Source organism: Flagellimonas sp. 389 (assembly GCF_018449435.1).
In the GTDB taxonomy this organism is placed as follows: Bacteria; Bacteroidota; Bacteroidia; order Flavobacteriales; family Flavobacteriaceae; genus Flagellimonas.
The window spans coordinates 1-14,943 of sequence record NZ_JAHCMU010000014.1 but is presented as its reverse complement, the minus strand read 5'-3'; the positions used below and the strand labels follow the sequence as shown (position 1 = coordinate 14,943).

At 42.5% G+C, this 14,943-nt stretch carries 14 protein-coding genes and 1 pseudogene; 4 read left to right on the top strand and 11 right to left on the bottom strand.

Features of this window, described 5'->3' with window-relative positions; translation table 11 throughout:
* Positions 1-22 precede the first annotated feature (22 nt).
* From KIM67_RS12795 to KIM67_RS12750, 10 genes are all read right to left on the bottom strand, one after another.
* Entirely contained in the window at positions 23-460 is a 438-nt protein-coding gene (locus KIM67_RS12795) for a hypothetical protein (protein WP_213831950.1), read from the bottom strand.
* The gene (locus tag KIM67_RS12790; RefSeq protein WP_213831949.1) at positions 460-906 is read right to left on the bottom strand and encodes a hypothetical protein; all 447 of its coding nucleotides are present in this window, start codon (positions 904-906) and stop codon (positions 460-462) included. Before KIM67_RS12790 ends, KIM67_RS12795 begins: the two co-directional genes overlap by 1 nt.
* Positions 907-1,059: 153 nt before the next feature.
* Complete coding sequence (locus KIM67_RS12785; RefSeq protein ID WP_213831948.1) at positions 1,060-1,338, bottom strand: hypothetical protein; 279 nt, start codon at positions 1,336-1,338, stop codon at positions 1,060-1,062.
* Between the two features lie 2 nt (positions 1,339-1,340).
* Positions 1,341-3,503: a hypothetical protein gene (locus tag KIM67_RS12780; protein WP_213831947.1), complete on the bottom strand. Its 2,163-nt coding sequence runs from the start codon at positions 3,501-3,503 to the stop codon at positions 1,341-1,343.
* Between the two features lie 110 nt (positions 3,504-3,613).
* Positions 3,614-4,000 (bottom strand): hypothetical protein, encoded by a 387-nt coding sequence (locus tag KIM67_RS12775; protein ID WP_213831946.1) that lies wholly within the window; start codon positions 3,998-4,000, stop codon positions 3,614-3,616.
* Between the two features lie 11 nt (positions 4,001-4,011).
* Positions 4,012-4,743 (bottom strand): hypothetical protein, encoded by a 732-nt coding sequence (locus KIM67_RS12770; RefSeq protein WP_213831945.1) that lies wholly within the window; start codon positions 4,741-4,743, stop codon positions 4,012-4,014.
* 372 nt (positions 4,744-5,115) lie between these two features.
* Positions 5,116-6,063 (bottom strand): tyrosine-type recombinase/integrase, encoded by a 948-nt coding sequence (locus KIM67_RS12765; protein ID WP_213831944.1) that lies wholly within the window; start codon positions 6,061-6,063, stop codon positions 5,116-5,118.
* Positions 6,050-6,928, bottom strand: coding sequence for a tyrosine-type recombinase/integrase (locus KIM67_RS12760; protein ID WP_213831943.1), 879 nt, complete (start codon positions 6,926-6,928; stop codon positions 6,050-6,052). The genes KIM67_RS12765 and KIM67_RS12760 overlap by 14 nt, the downstream gene beginning before the upstream one ends.
* 95 nt (positions 6,929-7,023) lie before the next feature.
* Positions 7,024-9,600 carry a CHC2 zinc finger domain-containing protein gene (locus KIM67_RS12755; RefSeq protein ID WP_213831942.1) on the bottom strand — a complete coding sequence of 859 codons (2,577 nt, stop codon included), beginning with the start codon at positions 9,598-9,600 and terminating at the stop codon, positions 7,024-7,026.
* On the bottom strand, positions 9,597-9,845 hold the full coding sequence (locus KIM67_RS12750) for a SymE family type I addiction module toxin (protein WP_213831941.1): 249 nt from the start codon (positions 9,843-9,845) through the stop codon (positions 9,597-9,599). Before KIM67_RS12750 ends, KIM67_RS12755 begins: the two co-directional genes overlap by 4 nt.
* 154 nt (positions 9,846-9,999) lie before the next feature.
* Between KIM67_RS12750 and KIM67_RS12745 the strand changes: the two genes are divergently transcribed.
* From KIM67_RS12745 to KIM67_RS12735, 4 genes are all read left to right on the top strand, one after another.
* A complete protein-coding gene (locus KIM67_RS12745) occupies positions 10,000-11,178 on the top strand; it encodes a hypothetical protein (RefSeq protein ID WP_213831940.1) in 1,179 nt (392 codons plus the stop codon).
* Positions 11,179-11,197: 19 nt separating this feature from the next.
* Positions 11,198-11,818 carry an ATP-binding protein gene (locus KIM67_RS12740; protein ID WP_313788443.1) on the top strand — a complete coding sequence of 207 codons (621 nt, stop codon included), beginning with the start codon at positions 11,198-11,200 and terminating at the stop codon, positions 11,816-11,818.
* Positions 11,806-11,928 carry an ATP-binding protein gene (locus KIM67_RS18810; protein WP_371815749.1) on the top strand — a complete coding sequence of 41 codons (123 nt, stop codon included), beginning with the start codon at positions 11,806-11,808 and terminating at the stop codon, positions 11,926-11,928. Before KIM67_RS12740 ends, KIM67_RS18810 begins: the two co-directional genes overlap by 13 nt.
* A 247-nt stretch (positions 11,929-12,175) precedes the next feature.
* Complete coding sequence (locus KIM67_RS12735) at positions 12,176-12,511, top strand: helix-turn-helix domain-containing protein (RefSeq protein ID WP_213831939.1); 336 nt, start codon at positions 12,176-12,178, stop codon at positions 12,509-12,511.
* 245 nt (positions 12,512-12,756) lie between these two features.
* Here KIM67_RS12735 and KIM67_RS12730 read toward each other — a convergent pair.
* A pseudogene (locus tag KIM67_RS12730) lies at positions 12,757-14,943 on the bottom strand (hypothetical protein); the annotation flags it as partial.

Sequence of the window (14,943 nt, the reverse complement as noted above, 5' to 3'; positions counted from 1 at the left end):
GAATAACATTTCACAAATAAAATTATACTTCCATATCTTCTAAATTCGTATCGTTTAATTCTCCTTGCTTATTTGCCAAAAAAATATAATACGGTTTTTCATCCTTTTTGGCACTATCATAAAGATCAATCAAAAAAATGATATTGCTATCAAAACCTGTGTTACAAAGTTTTAACTCTTCGCCTTTATATAGCTTCCACTCAAAAACTTCTTCATCTCTAAACCTTCCTTTATAATCTGGAATATCCAGTGGCTTTGAGTTTCTTTCCATCAATAATTCGCCAATCTTATTTTCAATCGTAATTTCATTTAAATAAATCTTATTCAGTTTTTTTGAAGAAAAATTTGCATCAAAGAATTTCACATTAACCAATGATTCAAATAATAGCCCTCTTTGACTAATTATTTTCCCACCAGTTATCATCTTCTTTTTGTTGTTTAGAATATAAAATATTTTCATTAGTTCGAAGGATTAAAGTGAATAATGACCTCTTCTGGCGTATTACTAATGATTTCAGGTATTCCACCAAAACCATTGTTTTTAAAAATTTTCCCAGATGGAGTTTCAAATGCAGCTTCTATTGGAGACAATCCCTCATCAAGCTTTTGCTTAAAAATAGTCAAGTTGATTGATTCACCCCCCGAGTAGATATCACTTTCTTTCCACCAACCTTTTACCTTCATTGGCGAATATTCATCGACGGCTTTCTTAAAAATCTCTGTCCCGACTCCCTGACCTTGTAATTGTTCTGGAATATTCAAATGAAGTTCCAAGATATTGTCTCGCTTAAAGGCAACCCCTGCCCTTGGTCTATTTGATTGATAGGTTACAATTACATCATAATATGTTGCATTTGGATTACCATAAAAATTAACTGGAAATAATTCATCAATAGAAGACCACAAAATATCATCTGAAGCAGTCGTTAGCTTGAAACCAACCTCATCTCCTTTTCTTAGAACGATTAAATCACTCGTGACCTCTTCTCCAAAGTTATCTATATATCTGGTTTCTCAGAGGGTTTCTACAATGGCCCTAATTGAGCAAGTATTTTTCGGTTAGAAGGTTTGATTTGGAAATTTTTCAACAAACTCAACAACAGATTTCAAGTCATAGCTATTTAAATTGTTTTTAATTAATCTCAAAGCTTCTTTTCCCTCGAAACGTATATAATCGATTTTCCATTCGTTTAAATGTTCTAGGTAGATTAAGTCTATCAAAATAGAATTGCCAGGTTTAATGAGAAGACTATATCCTAAGCAATGTTGGTCTATCTTCTTTAGCGTAGGTTTGTAGCGATGGGTAAATCCAGCTTTCTTTAACTTTTCTTTTTCCATTATTAATATGTTACTAAACCTTCAATTGAAGTGAAAATTCCATTTTCATTTTTGACACCGTTTATATACTGTATCTTATAAAACCCGTTTTCCAAAGCCATTTTTCCTGAAAATGTATCAAAATAAGCTTTGCTTTTTGATACATCTTCACCAAGACCCTCTAATATATATTTTTCGTTGAATGCATCAATATTATCTGACAACCCATCGACTTTTTTCCAATTTACCAAGAAACCCTCTACAGGCTGCTCCCAGACATCATTCATATATTTAATAGTCTGAGTTACTGATTGTCTTCCTGTTACAGTTGTTCCTTTCGTTTTAATAGTCATTTGTAGCACATCAAATCCCATAATATTGTCAATATTACCTCTTGCTACTTCCACTCCATTTGAGGTTCTTATAATAACAAAACCATCAACTTCATCAACCAACCCAGTAAAAAAAGAGCCTGATTTACCAAATCCAACCTCATCACCTTTTCTTAGAACTGTTAAATCACCAACGACCTCTTCCCCAAAGTTATCTATATATCTTGTTTCTTCGAGGGTTTCCAAAACAGTCCCCTCATCCAACCATTTCAATTCCTTGTAAACCCCTTCGGCATCAACCTTTGCCACAACGTTTCCAAGGTCATCCCCTATGTGTAGCACCATTTCACTGCCCACTCTCGTGGTATTTGCACCAGACCGTGCAGCCAGTTTATACACTCCAAAGGCATTTTGCAAGGGGTCGGCCAGTTTGGTGAGGTTCGCCACTTTTCCCGCTTTGGTAAGCTCCCCAAACGAAACGAACATCGTGGCTAGGGCCACCACATCTTTTCCAAACTGGTAGGCCACCATTTCAGTACCATTGGTATTTAGGTCATAATTGTTGACCAAGCCTTGTACCATGGTTTGGAGAATGCCCTTTTCCAGTATTAGGTCTATTTCCTCTTGCAGCTTGGCTTGGTTTTCTTCGGAAGCGGATATTTTGATAAGGAGCGATGCCAACTCTGGTAATGCTTTTGCTTCCTGTATCAATCCGTTATATAGACCACACACAAAGGCATTTTGTACTGCATCTCCACCCAATAAGGGAGAATACCCACTTGCAGATGAGTCGTAATACCTACTGGGTAACTCAAAATTTTCTATGCCCTGTACGCCCCAATCCAATAGTTTTATGGCAATCAGTGCTGCAACATTACCATCGTAGGCCTCAGCTTCCGTGACCAAGGCGTATCCTGTCATGTTGCGTTTTATCTCTTTAAAGAGTACCGATGTTCTCAACGAGGAGATTGAGGATTCCTGTATTATGCCTACCAGTTCTTCCTTGGTGATGCTCTTGCTTAATAGATCGCTGTTCACCTCCGCTCCCAAGATCAGCTTCACCAAAACCTTGTCCGTTCTCTTTTGCATCAGAATGATGACCTCATCGCTCTTCGGTACTATGGAATGTATCGCCGCTAAAATTTCCGATTGCGAGTCGTAGGTGTAGATCTTGATCTTATATTTCCCTCCAACCGAAAGGTTTGACAAAAAAGTTTCAAACTGTGAACTGAATATCCCTTCGTAGTCGAATACGCTTTGTCCCGTTGTATTTGGGACAACACTTGAGGAGAGCTTTTCCTCAGTATAAATTCCCTCTAAAGACTGTGCTATTTCAAAATCAAATGTGTCACTTGACAAATAATTTTCCGCAATCGACTTGATCTCCTTAATTCGCTCTCTTCGTTCGGCATCCGCGGTGGAAATATCCGCTATTTCTTGTGGGGTCAAGGTATTATTCGTTACTATGCTGCCTTCCTGTTTTAGCTCCTCTAATTCATCCTGTAACTCCTGCGGTAGACTTTCCCTATTTGGTATTTGGTCTATTTGTTGGTCTATGGTAACCTCTAAATCATTGATCTGGGAGATAAAATTTTGTTGTTCTTCAAAGCTTTCTGCTTCTGCTAGTTGGTTCAACAATTCTTCTTTTTGGGAGAAAAGTTCTTCCAATAAATCTCCAACGGCATCAAACAGTTCCCCAACCGTCTCAGCCACATCCTTTGTGTCCAAAATATTTCGCATAGTGGGGTCGTACTCGGTAATCACCGTGCCCTGTAACAGTTGGCGGTCGGTGTTCAGAAGAATGTTGTCAAAGTATACTGCCAGTTTTATATTGCCCAGATAGGGAATGCGCACCAAGCTATTTCCGCTGTAGTACCACTTAAATTATGTCAAAGAACTTTTAACTACTATTCATGAGCAGGACCTCACGTCAGAGGGGGAGGTAAAAAGCCCATTCTAAACAATTAGGCTTTCAATGTCAAAATATCATTTAATAGGGCATAATATTCTGGTTCTTTCTTGATGTAATCCACAAACAATCTCTTTTCCTCCTGATTCCAAACCTTTGCTAAAACAGATTTCAGTTCGTTTTTGATTTCGAGATTGCTATTCTGCAGAATATGCAGTGCAGGCAACCATGAATGCATAATTGCTCCAAAAACGAACTCCTTCCTCCTTTCCTCATTCTTTATCACTGCGAACAAATACTCTTTCAATATAGAGTTATCATTTGCTCGTTTTGCCATTATCGCATAAAGTCGTGCTTTGCTATACTTTTTGGGAGAATTAAATTCTTGAATTAATTCTTCATCACTCAATTCTTCCTTACTCAAATTCGGTTCTACCATCATAAGATAATCTTTTAAAGTCCCATCAAATCATCAACTAAACTTTGAAGTTCAGGTGTAATAGGTAAATTAAGGTGATTTATAATCGAAGTTACTTCGTCTATAAAATTCTGCTTTAATTGATTAGTTGCTGCACTTTCTCCAAGATTTAGCATTTCTTGAACTTCTAATTTATAAGCATTGTACTCTGTAGTAACCCTGAAGTTAATGTCGTAGACACCTTCAAACCCTAAATATCCTGCTGCTTGATCATCAATAAAATGACGGTGTTCATGTCGTAATGCAGTAATAGAAGCATCTTGATCAATAATTAATTGTCCTGGAGAGCCTTTGGTAACACCTGGAGAATATGCTATTCTTCCTGGACTAAATTTCACTTCTCCTCCAGCATCTTCAATCTCCTTAATTAACTTATTCCATTCATCAGTATGAGACAACCTTCCTGAACCTAAAATATCTTTCACTGGATCTCCCAATGATCGATAAGTTGCTTCCCAATTTTTCCAAGCATCAAAGTGTTGAGGATTGTTTTTAATCCAAGTTTCAAAAGATGGTTCTAATGCTATATCATCAAATAGCTTTTGAAGTGTCGCTACTTCTGTGGCATCTGAAGGAGATATATCGCCAACAATCTTCCACGAGTCTACCAAGTCAGCCCCTCTTACCTCTTTTTCAAGGGCAAAATTCTGTCCTAGCCCTAAGAACAGGAAGGCAAAAAATATCGGATAGAACCATTTTTTCAGCATACCGCAAGATATGGGTTTCACCTTTTTATTTCAATTGAAAAAAATGACCCGAAGGCCCTCGCGGGGGCGGTCCAGATTTTTACTCCCGTAAAAAGCCCCTGTACCGCCCCCGCTCCCTTCCCCCGTATGTTACATAATTTGCATTATGGTACGGATGGGGCATTTAGGTGTTCCCTTCATCTTTTCGGGCCGTAGCCATAATGCAAATTATGTAAAATACCCCTTCGTCCAACGCTGCCGGCGCGCGGTCTTTAGGTCGGTACGGCCTCTTGCCCGCATTTCATAGTATTAGTTTTTGTAAGGATTTGGGACTGGCCCGTGCTCGGGAGGTCTGAAGAGGGCAAGCGCACTTTTATCTTCGATGGGGGCCTGTCATCTTAGGGGATGGTAGCGGTCCACCTGCTTCTTCAGGTCCGACAGGTCCGCTCTTTGGTAACGCTCCGCACTGGATACGTTCCTAAAGCCCGCTAGGTACTGGGCCTTTCTCAATCCCTCTTCCCGCACCCAGATCGCTATCCTGCTCTGGCGCAACTGGCCCAGCTTATGGATGTGGATATCCATTTCTTCCTTGCCATGGGCCTTTACTTTTTTGGATAGTTGCTTGAACTGCCAGTGCAACAGATTGTAATTGTCCGCTTGTGGCGAGAACAGCCTGTCACTTGTTCGATCGGCCGATTTGGGACTGGCCTCTCGGATGTATCTATCCAAACTCAATACCTGATTGGCCTTTAATGGGATGTACCTTTCCTTTTTCTGTCTGCCCGATCTGATGTAGATCGTGCCTTTTTCCAGTTGTACATCCTGCAGCTCTATTTTCATAAACTCGCTCATGTCCAATGCTTGGTAAATGAGCAGTCCCAAGATCAGTTTATCAGTGTAGTGATAGTTGTTCTTGTGGGGTTCTGGAAAATAGCTTTCGTAAAGTTCCTGCAGGTCTTCTTCGCTCAACAGTCCTTGGGGCTGGGTTCTCGGCACACCTCGCATTCTAGTAGTTTGGGCAATGTTTTCCCACCCTTTAAACTCGTAATGGTGACTGATACTTCTTAAAGCGTGGTTCACTCGGTGGATGCCTTTTCCTTGTTTTTGCAAGTAGCCTACATGATCCATCAGGTCTTTGTATGTGGCTGTTTGGATGTCCAGACCTCTGTGTTTTAGCCATTCGGCATAGGTGTTTACATGGTTGCTCATAGTAACTTGGTTCCTTCCATTGTGTCCGGAACTCAGACCGATCTGGTGCAAGTAGTTTTTATAATCTTCTAGCTCACTGGTTTTCAGCGGTGAGCCACCGCAGGCATTTGGATTTGTGTTACCTGTTTTCATAAAGGATATGCGTGTAACGTTGGGTAACCTCCATGCTTCCGTGTCCCAAGAACTGCCGTATCTGTTCCAGTGGCATTCCATTTTCCAATAAATGGGTAGCTATACTATGCCGTAGACTATGAAGGCTTATTTTCTTTTCTATTCCTGCCAGTTCCGTTAATTTTTTTAGTCTATCGTTAAAGCCTGCCGCTTCTTTGTACCGCCCCTTACTATGGACTAAAACCACATCACTTTTCACTTTCAGGATTTGCGGTCTTGCCCCATAGAGGTAATCTTTCAGGTCTTCCATTACTGCAGCACTCATAGGAACATATCTGGGCGTTCTGGTTTTCGTCTTCCCTACCTGCAGTAAGCCATTTCTAAAGTCCAGGTCTTTCACTTGAAGATTTAATCCTTCACTGGCTCTCAGCCCACATCCGTAGTAAATGGCTAGTATCGCCCTGTCCTTGTAGCCTAACTTGCTGTTATCCGTTACCTCATAGAGTTGCTTGATTTCTTGCTGTGTGAGTATGGTTTTAGGCGTTTCAAAGTGTGGGATCACTTTTAGTTTGACAGTGATAATCGGTTGGTGTCCGTAGCTCTCCAGATATTGATCAAAGAGTCTTAGACTCCCTAATCGAGATTGGAAGGTCTGGGCTGCTATGGGTTGTTTTTCCAATTCCGCTTGGAACTGCAGTATGGTTTCTCCTGTGATGTCTTCCAGTTTGTTGATGCCCTTTTCTCTGGTCAGTTGAAAAAATAAAGCCATTGATTTACTGTGGTGCTTAATGGTGTATTTGGCATAGCCTAATCGTTCTAACCACAGCTTAAAGCTGTTTTGTAAGTCTGTAAAGTGTGTTTCTTTTTGGATTGCCCTGCCTTGCATTTTTGGAGTTTAATTATCAACCTTAGTCTACTCATTGTTTTTCAGCGGGTTAAGATGATAATTGAGCCAGTTATCACCCTGCTATCACCTTATTATCAGCTATCAGGCTCACGGAGTCTTTTTATATCTTCCAATGCTTTGTCCAGTACACTGCTTAATGTGCCGTTCAAGTCCTGATATTCGGATAGTTTGCTGATCTCGTATTCATGCCCGTTGTGTTTGTGCCTGCCGATGATATTCAGGTAGCCGTACTGTACCAGTTGTTTGAGGTAATAGCGTAGGTTATTGGGATTGATCCGTTTCCATTCCCTCACTTCATTTCGGTAAAAGGATGTTTTCTGTTCTCGTTGCAGATCAGCTTTTAAGCCTTCGTAGAAGCCCCTGCATGCTTTGGTCAGTTCGTCACTTTTGGACAGCAGCACTTCTTTCATCAGCTCATTGGCCAGTTCAATATCTTCTATCTCTGTATTGATGTACCATTCATTGGTTTCAGGGTCTTGGTGCTTTTTTCGCTGGAACTGCATACAAAAGGTAATGCCTTCAATAAAAGCTAAGTAATGGCTGTTTGTCCTTAATGGCTTAAAGACGGTTTCGGGGATTTTAAGCTGCTCTGCGTAGGGGTTTCTAATGGTAATTGGCTCGTAAAGAGCTTGCATATCTCTGAGTAATTCTCTGGTTGTTGACCGCTCTTTTTTGTTGAGTTTTCCTGCTGACCGTTTGCGTTGATCGTCCATAATAGCTTCCTGTTGTTGTTTTGAGCCATCCAGATAAATGAGTAAACATCTATTCGCATTATCTTCATACAACCTTTCTTTGGTGGTGGTAGCTGTTAAACAGATCGGGCCATGTACGGTTACGATCTCGGTTTTCATGTTCCCTTTACTGTCTTTTTGGGTCACCATCTTGCTAATACTTTTCTTGGTCTGCAGTTCTCTGAGGGCATACAGGATGTTACTTGCTCCGTCCAGATCCTCGATAATAAAAAGTTTGTTTCTAAGGTTCAGATCCTGCGCATAATACAGGGCATTTTCACTGATGGCCGTACCGCTTACTTTATCTTCTTCGGGAACCAGATCGGTGATTCTTTCTTGTAAAAAGGTCTTTCCTGTGCCTGATGCTCCCAAGCAGATCACATGTAAAGGATCATGTTGTTTTCTGGTCGCATAGGTATTCCAAAGGATAATACTGTTTTTTCTTTCACCTACTACGCCTGTCTTTTCCAGGAGCTCAGGGAGCTCTTTTGTTAAATAGCCTTTACGTTTCATCAAGCTTATCGCTACTTTTTCCCGTTCTGGTGGAATGATTCGTGCTGCTGGTTTCTTGGGCTTGTTTTGTTCGAGTAGATGGTTTCGGTAATCTTCTAGGCTCTGGATTAATTCTGCTGTGGTCAGCTGTACTTCTCGTGACCCTAACTCTAACCGCTCCGCTGCTTTTCGGTTCAGCTTCTCTACTTGGTCATCATAATACAGATCTAAACTATGTCTGATTTGATGTAATGGGCTATTGCTATCTGTACGTTCGATTTTTAATGTGACACGCATTTTGTCTATTGGATGCAGACCTATTCCACCAAGTACACTGATTAATAAAGGCTGCTTTTCAAAGACTAAGTATTCGCTGTTGGATGTATCTAATTTTCCTTTGGTGGTATTAGTATGCTGCTGTTTAGCTACTTCCTTTGGTGAGAACTGCGGTTTTTCAGGTGTTGGGATTGATTGCGTGTCGAGGCTCTCGACTTCATTTGAAGAAGAAAGAACCTTTCTTTCACTGATTAAGTGGTTGAGTATTTCTGGTTCGTGGCTTATCGTCAAGCTGTTCGGATCTTCTCCTTGTGGGGTTTCTACTTTACTAATGGTTAGGTTTGGCAATAACTTGGATAGTTTTCTGGTGTATTTCGCTACTGCTGTATTGCCCGCTTCGTCTCCATCTAAAAAGAAGATGATTTCTTCTAACGCTGCACATGATTGGATTGCCTCGATGTGTTCAGGAGTTAAGCCATTTGTGCCATAAAGTGCCAATACTTCATAGTTTGTGTATTGCTTGACTGTTGCTGCATCTATCACACTTTCAGTTAAAACAAGCTGCTTTACTTCTGGACTTGGATGTTTTGGATAAAGCCCTGTTCGATTGGTTAAATAATAGTGAGCATCTCTGGTAATGTGTCTGCCGTAAAAGCTTACGATTTTTCCTTTTGTATCTTTCAGAGGAAAGATGACGCATTGCACCATCTTGTTAAAGGTGTTCTTGGTATTGAAGCCGATTGCTGCAGTAGGGAGATTTCTTTCCTGCAGATAGTTTTGAGCGGATTTACTTCTTTTTAAGCCTTCCTGCAGCTTGATGAAGGTTTCTGATAGGTTGGCTTTGGTTTCATATTTTTGGTTGACCTTTTCTATTATTTCTACACCGATCAACTTCTTAGCCTTTGTAATTGCTTCATGCTTGGTGCATTTCTCATGATGCATGATAAAATCTATCTGGTCTATGGCTTTCCCTGTTTGCTCGCAGTTGCCACTAAAACAATGAACCGTATTTGTCTCTGGATAGACTTGCATGCTTGGGTTCTTGTCGTCATGGAACGGACAATTGACCATCTTGTTTTTATTGACCTTGATACCGTAGTGGTCTAGGACTTGAAGGATGGTAAGCTTTTCTTTGATCTCGGCAATGGTCATTTGGATAGCTTTTTCAAAGTTTGTTTTACTTCTTGCAGGGCAGCTTTGTAATTCACTTCCTCTTTGGCTTCTTCTTCCAATAGCTCAATGATTAACAGCCTGTCTCTAGTGGTGATCTGGACACGCTCACCGATGTTAAAACCTAATTGCTCCATCCATACTCCGATCAACCGTAGTTCTGGAACTTGCTTATTGTCCCTTTGGTAGCTGTGTATTTTCAAACTCCTGTTGTCCTTTTTTGCCATGCTGCAAAAAACGGGCATAGTATACCACCTCGGGCGGGTTAAAGTGAGCATAGCGCAGCGGGTCAAAGTGAACCACCTGCGGCGGATGAAAGTGAACCATTAAAAATCGGTTCTATTTGTGGGTTTCCATCGGTTCCTTTGTAAAAAAAGGAACATGGCGAACAAACAGATAGATATGCGCAAGGCAAAACAGATTTTCAAGTTATATGGAGAGGGCACGAGCAAACGGCGGATCAGTTCCCAGTTGGGCATCTCCCGTAATACCGTCACCAAGTACATCGACTTCTTCAAGCGGTACAGGCTGACCCCCTATGAGGTGTCGGCAATGACCCTGGAGGAGATCCACCGGCTCTTCAAGAGCGACGGAAAGCCCAAGAGCGAGAAGTTGAAGACCCTCGAGGGGTACTTCCCCCAGTTTGACAGGGAACTCCGCAGGTCGGGCGTTACCAAGAGCAGCCGCTACGAGCCCAAGGTGAACGAGACCTTTGCCGATTTCGCCGAGCACTACGAAACGGCGGTGCTCCCCACAAGGGCGTACAGGCCCAGGGACAAGGCCATCGTCGAGAATGCCGTCCGGATCATCTACACCAGGGTGTTCGCGCCCTTGCGCAACAGCACCTTCCACAGCAAGGCCGACATCAACGATGCCATACTGGAGCTGCTGAGAGTACACAACGGTGTATCCTTCAGGGGAAGGGAATACTCCCGCCGTTCGATGTTCGAGGAAGTGGAACGCCGAGAACTGGCCCCGTTGCCGGTAAAACGGTACGAGATAAGATCGTACGCCAAGGGAACCGTCCACAAGAACAGCCACATCTACCTTGGCAAGGACAAGCACTATTACAGTGTGCCCTACCGGCACATAGGCAAACAGGTCAGGATCGTCTATACCGACAGCTTCGTCGAGGTATACCACAGGAACGAGCGCCTGGCCGCCCATGAAAGACAAAGGCAAAGGTACGGGTACACCACCGTGGCGGAGCACATGCCATCCCACCATAGGTTCGTCAGCGAATGGAGCAGCGGGAAGTTCATCGCCTGGGCGGTACAGATCGGCCCGCACTGCAAAACGTACATCATCGGGATATTGGACAAGAAGCAGCACCCCGAGCAATCCTACAAGTCATGCCTTGGGATACTCCATCTGGCCAAAAAGGTCGGCGACCGGAGGTTGGAAAACGCTTGCAAGCGGGCACTGGACTATGGGGCATATAATTACAATATGGTGGAGCGTATCCTAAGGAACGGATGGGACGACATCGAGGAAGACCCGGGGGAGCACATCGAAGTTCCCGACCACGACAACATCAGGGGCGAGGATTATTATAAATAAAACCATAAAATCAATGATCATGAACACAAAGACACTTGAACAGATGAAACAACTAAGGTTCTACGGAATGGTAAGGGCCTTCAACACCAGCCTCTCCTCCGGGAGCGTCGATTACACCAACGACGAACTAGTGGCCTACCTTATGCAGTCCGAATGGGACGATAGGCACAACCGCAAGATCGAACGCCTGACCAAGGCCGCAAGGTTCAGGTATGGTGCAGTGATGGAGGCGATCGACTACGCCCCCGAGAGGAACATCGACAAAAACCAGGTACAGCGTTTTGCATCCTGCGAGTTCATCCGTAAGAAGGAAAACGTCCTCATTACCGGAAGTACCGGTGTGGGCAAAAGCTATATGGCATCCGCCATAGGCCATCAGGCATGCTCGATGGGCCGTAGGGTCATGTACTTCAACACCGCAAAGCTGTTCACCATGCTCAAGACATCGAAAGCGGACGGGTCATATCTAAAACAGATAGGCAAGCTTGAAAAGCAGGACCTGCTCATACTGGACGACTTCGGCCTCAAACCATTGGACAACATCAACAGGCACTCGTTCATGGAAATAATAGAGGACAGGTACGGCAAGCGCTCTACAATAATAGCTTCACAACTGCCCATCGAGGCATGGCACCGATAATCGGGGAAAAGACCATTGCCGACGCAATACTCGACCGTCTGGTGCACACCGCCCACAGGATAGATATCAAAGGAGAATCAATGAGAAAAAAATTGAGAAATAATCGCTAATTTTAATCCACGAATGAATCGATTTTAAGCACTTCGTTTACCCTGCTCACTTTTATCCGCTGTGAGTGGTATACTTTAGCCGCCCTATCCACCATGCCTTGATTTTTTGTAAAATTTATTTTTGTCACGTTTCAGTAACAAAAGTAAATCATACGTTCCATTTAAGCAACACCTTTCCTAATTGCTTGTTACGTTTTATTGCTCTATTTTTGAAAAATCAGTACACTAAACAGCTTTTTAGGCACGTATGAGTGAAAAATTTGGCGATAGGATAATGCAGGCCCGGAAGGAAAAAGGGCTTTCTCGTGAGGAACTGGCAAAGATGATCGGCACGTCCGGGCCGATCGTTGGACGTTACGAACGTGGGGATATGATGCCCTCTGTTGAGATTGCTACTAAAATTGCTGACGCACTGGAAATTTCTGTTGATTACCTACTTGGTAAAACTTCCCTAATTATTGACAAAGATGCCATCAGAAGATTAGAGGACATCTCTAAACTCAATGAAGAAAACAAAGCCTTTATCCTAAATCTGATTGATATGGCTCTTAGAGATATGAAGGCTAAAAATGCTTACGCTTGAACTATGGAAGCTATTGATAAGGAAATTTTAAGCATCATACATACTCGCAATAATGGTAAACCCGTTGGTATACCAACCATAGATAGAACACTTCTAAAGCATCACGAAGATTTCATCCTAAATGGACTACTGGGGCAAAAACTTACTGAACTTGAAGAGAATCAGCTAATACAGTCTCCTCCTGAACAGATAGGATATACTCTTACAATAAAAGGGATTCAGCTTCTTACTTCAATATCGCAGAGTTAATTTTGGACAGAAGGGTGATATAAAGAAAATACTGACTCACCTTCAAAATCTATCTTTTCAAACAACTGATAATCTTCTAAAGTCGCACTATGAAGATTATTCCATTCATCATAAGATATTTTATGGGTATCACCTAAACCTAAAGAACGAGCCCTTTCCAGTTCCCTAAGTTCGTGAGTATAGAAACGCTTATCAAAATCCGTAGCCTGTATCTTACCAGCTTCAATATCTTCAAGCCTTTTAATCATTGCAGGATTCCAATCATCTGGATCAAGTCTACTAAGATGTATTTTTATGTCTGCTATGCCACTTTTGGAAACAACTGCATTTTTGTAGCTAAGCCTTAAAATATCACCTCCAACTTCAGATGGGTCAAACGGTCTTTTAGAATATTTACCTTTTACCAGTCCGTTATCCAATAGATCTCCAATCTCATCTCCGTTTTTAGTTAGAGCTTTGATTTGATCGTCTTGTTTAACAATATCAATTTGATTATCAAGGTAGTTTTTGACTTTTCCAAGTGCTTCTGGGTTTCTTCTTAACGCATCTCCTGCACCAATTCCATCTAAGTGTTTCCAACTATCCACCAACTCGGGATTCTCAGCAATCGCCTCTACAAACTCTTTATCCACTAGGTCATCGCCCAGCTTTTTAAGCTGTGCGGCATCCAAATTCAATCTCTTAAGAACGTTCACCAACTGCTGTGTAGTCCCTTCGGAAAACTTCACCACAACAGTAGTACCGTCAGCTAATTTAGCCAATTTCCCAACATTTTTTACTGTCGAGGCAAAAACCAAGGGGATGGTCGAGGCAAATGAGATTGTAGCATTTTCCGTATCACCCTCTATGGTGTAACATGCCCCGTTGAGGGCGTCAAAGACCTCCCCTGCTATGGGGGCCATACCGGCCATGTCCAACACCAGATGGCCTGCAGCGGAACTAAACACCTGCCCAAACAGATAGTTGAGTGACCCAGCGGTATCCACATCGTAGGTGGGGACTTTCACCTGTTGCCAAAGTCCGTTGCCCGTGTTGTACTGGTAGTGGCGCAATATCCCCTCATCGTCCAGCACACTGTGCAGATAGGCGGTCGTTCCATCGTTGGCCATTGTTTTCCGGGTAAATCCACCCTGCCCAAAATAGTTGTAGATGCCCACCACATAATCCGTGAAACGCTCATAATCAATTGTTGGCAGGCAATCGGAATAGCCCTGTTCGTCAATGGTCAGCAAATCTAGATTACCTGTAAAATTGAAACTGGTCGCCAAAGTACCTGTACCCGTACTGTTTATATTGTTCGTGTAATAGTCACCTTCATAAAATAGATGGCTACAAGTAGGTACAAGACCTTTATCAATAATTCGTGCCCTGATGGATTGCCCGACCGGAAGTGTTCCAAATTCATACGCCGTAGAGTCTTTTGCTATTTTATAACCCGTGAACTGTGTTCCCTTTTTGTGTCCATAATAGGTTGTTGATTCACTACCATCGTTCATGGTGAAACTTGCAAGGGCACCGTATGCGGTTATAACGTTGGTCCGCACCTTATAAAAGGCAGGAGTGGCGCCATCAGGTAAAACTACTGGAATACCGGCAGGGGACAAAAATATCTTTTGGGTTGGGACGGTAACCCCCAGTTCTAAAAGATCATTGTCAGAAAAACTTACTTCCAATCCAAACTCATCCTCAGCGTTTGTTCCGGATTTATAACTTTCTGCTTTTTTAATACTGTTCTCAAGAGCGTTATATGCCTGTATTTGATTTGCGGTATCGTAACCATCTGGGTTGGGTCCACCCTGTGTGGCTTCTGTTATCAGGTTTTGACTGGAGGCGTTATAAGCATTGTAATTTGCTTCAAGTTCGTTCCTCACATTTTGTGGGATGGATTCGTCCGCAAGGAGTTCTTCTACATAGTTTCCTTGCTCCTGGTTTTCCTCTTGCAATTGTTGGATTTGCTCTGGGGTACCTGTGAAACTTTCCAACAATTCCTTAATTGAATTTGCTATTTCCCCAACCGTCTCCACCACATCCTTTGTGTCCAAAATATTTCGCATCGTGGGGTCGTACTCGGTAACCACCGTGCCCTGTAACAGTTGGCGGTCGGTGTTCAAAAGGATATTGTCGTAATGTACCGCCAGTTTTATATTGCCCAGATAAGGAATGCGCACAAAGCCCTTGCCGCT

What these genes read in the sequence shown, in the direction of transcription:
- KIM67_RS12760 (WP_213831943.1), bottom strand. Translation starts at nt 6,928, where the DNA reads ATGCAAGGCAGGGCAATCCAAAAAGAAACACACTTTACAGACTTACAA.
- KIM67_RS12795 (WP_213831950.1), bottom strand. Translation starts at nt 460, where the DNA reads ATGAAAATATTTTATATTCTAAACAACAAAAAGAAGATGATAACTGGT.
- KIM67_RS12775 (WP_213831946.1), bottom strand. Translation starts at nt 4,000, where the DNA reads ATGATGGTAGAACCGAATTTGAGTAAGGAAGAATTGAGTGATGAAGAA.
- KIM67_RS12755 (WP_213831942.1), bottom strand. Translation starts at nt 9,600, where the DNA reads ATGACCATTGCCGAGATCAAAGAAAAGCTTACCATCCTTCAAGTCCTA.
- KIM67_RS12765 (WP_213831944.1), bottom strand. Translation starts at nt 6,063, where the DNA reads ATGAAAACAGGTAACACAAATCCAAATGCCTGCGGTGGCTCACCGCTG.
- KIM67_RS12785 (WP_213831948.1), bottom strand. Translation starts at nt 1,338, where the DNA reads ATGGAAAAAGAAAAGTTAAAGAAAGCTGGATTTACCCATCGCTACAAA.
- KIM67_RS12745 (WP_213831940.1), top strand. Translation starts at nt 10,000, where the DNA reads ATGGCGAACAAACAGATAGATATGCGCAAGGCAAAACAGATTTTCAAG.
- KIM67_RS12740 (WP_313788443.1), top strand. Translation starts at nt 11,198, where the DNA reads ATGAACACAAAGACACTTGAACAGATGAAACAACTAAGGTTCTACGGA.
- KIM67_RS12770 (WP_213831945.1), bottom strand. Translation starts at nt 4,743, where the DNA reads ATGCTGAAAAAATGGTTCTATCCGATATTTTTTGCCTTCCTGTTCTTA.
- KIM67_RS12750 (WP_213831941.1), bottom strand. Translation starts at nt 9,845, where the DNA reads ATGGCAAAAAAGGACAACAGGAGTTTGAAAATACACAGCTACCAAAGG.
- KIM67_RS12735 (WP_213831939.1), top strand. Translation starts at nt 12,176, where the DNA reads ATGAGTGAAAAATTTGGCGATAGGATAATGCAGGCCCGGAAGGAAAAA.
- KIM67_RS18810 (WP_371815749.1), top strand. Translation starts at nt 11,806, where the DNA reads ATGGCACCGATAATCGGGGAAAAGACCATTGCCGACGCAATACTCGAC.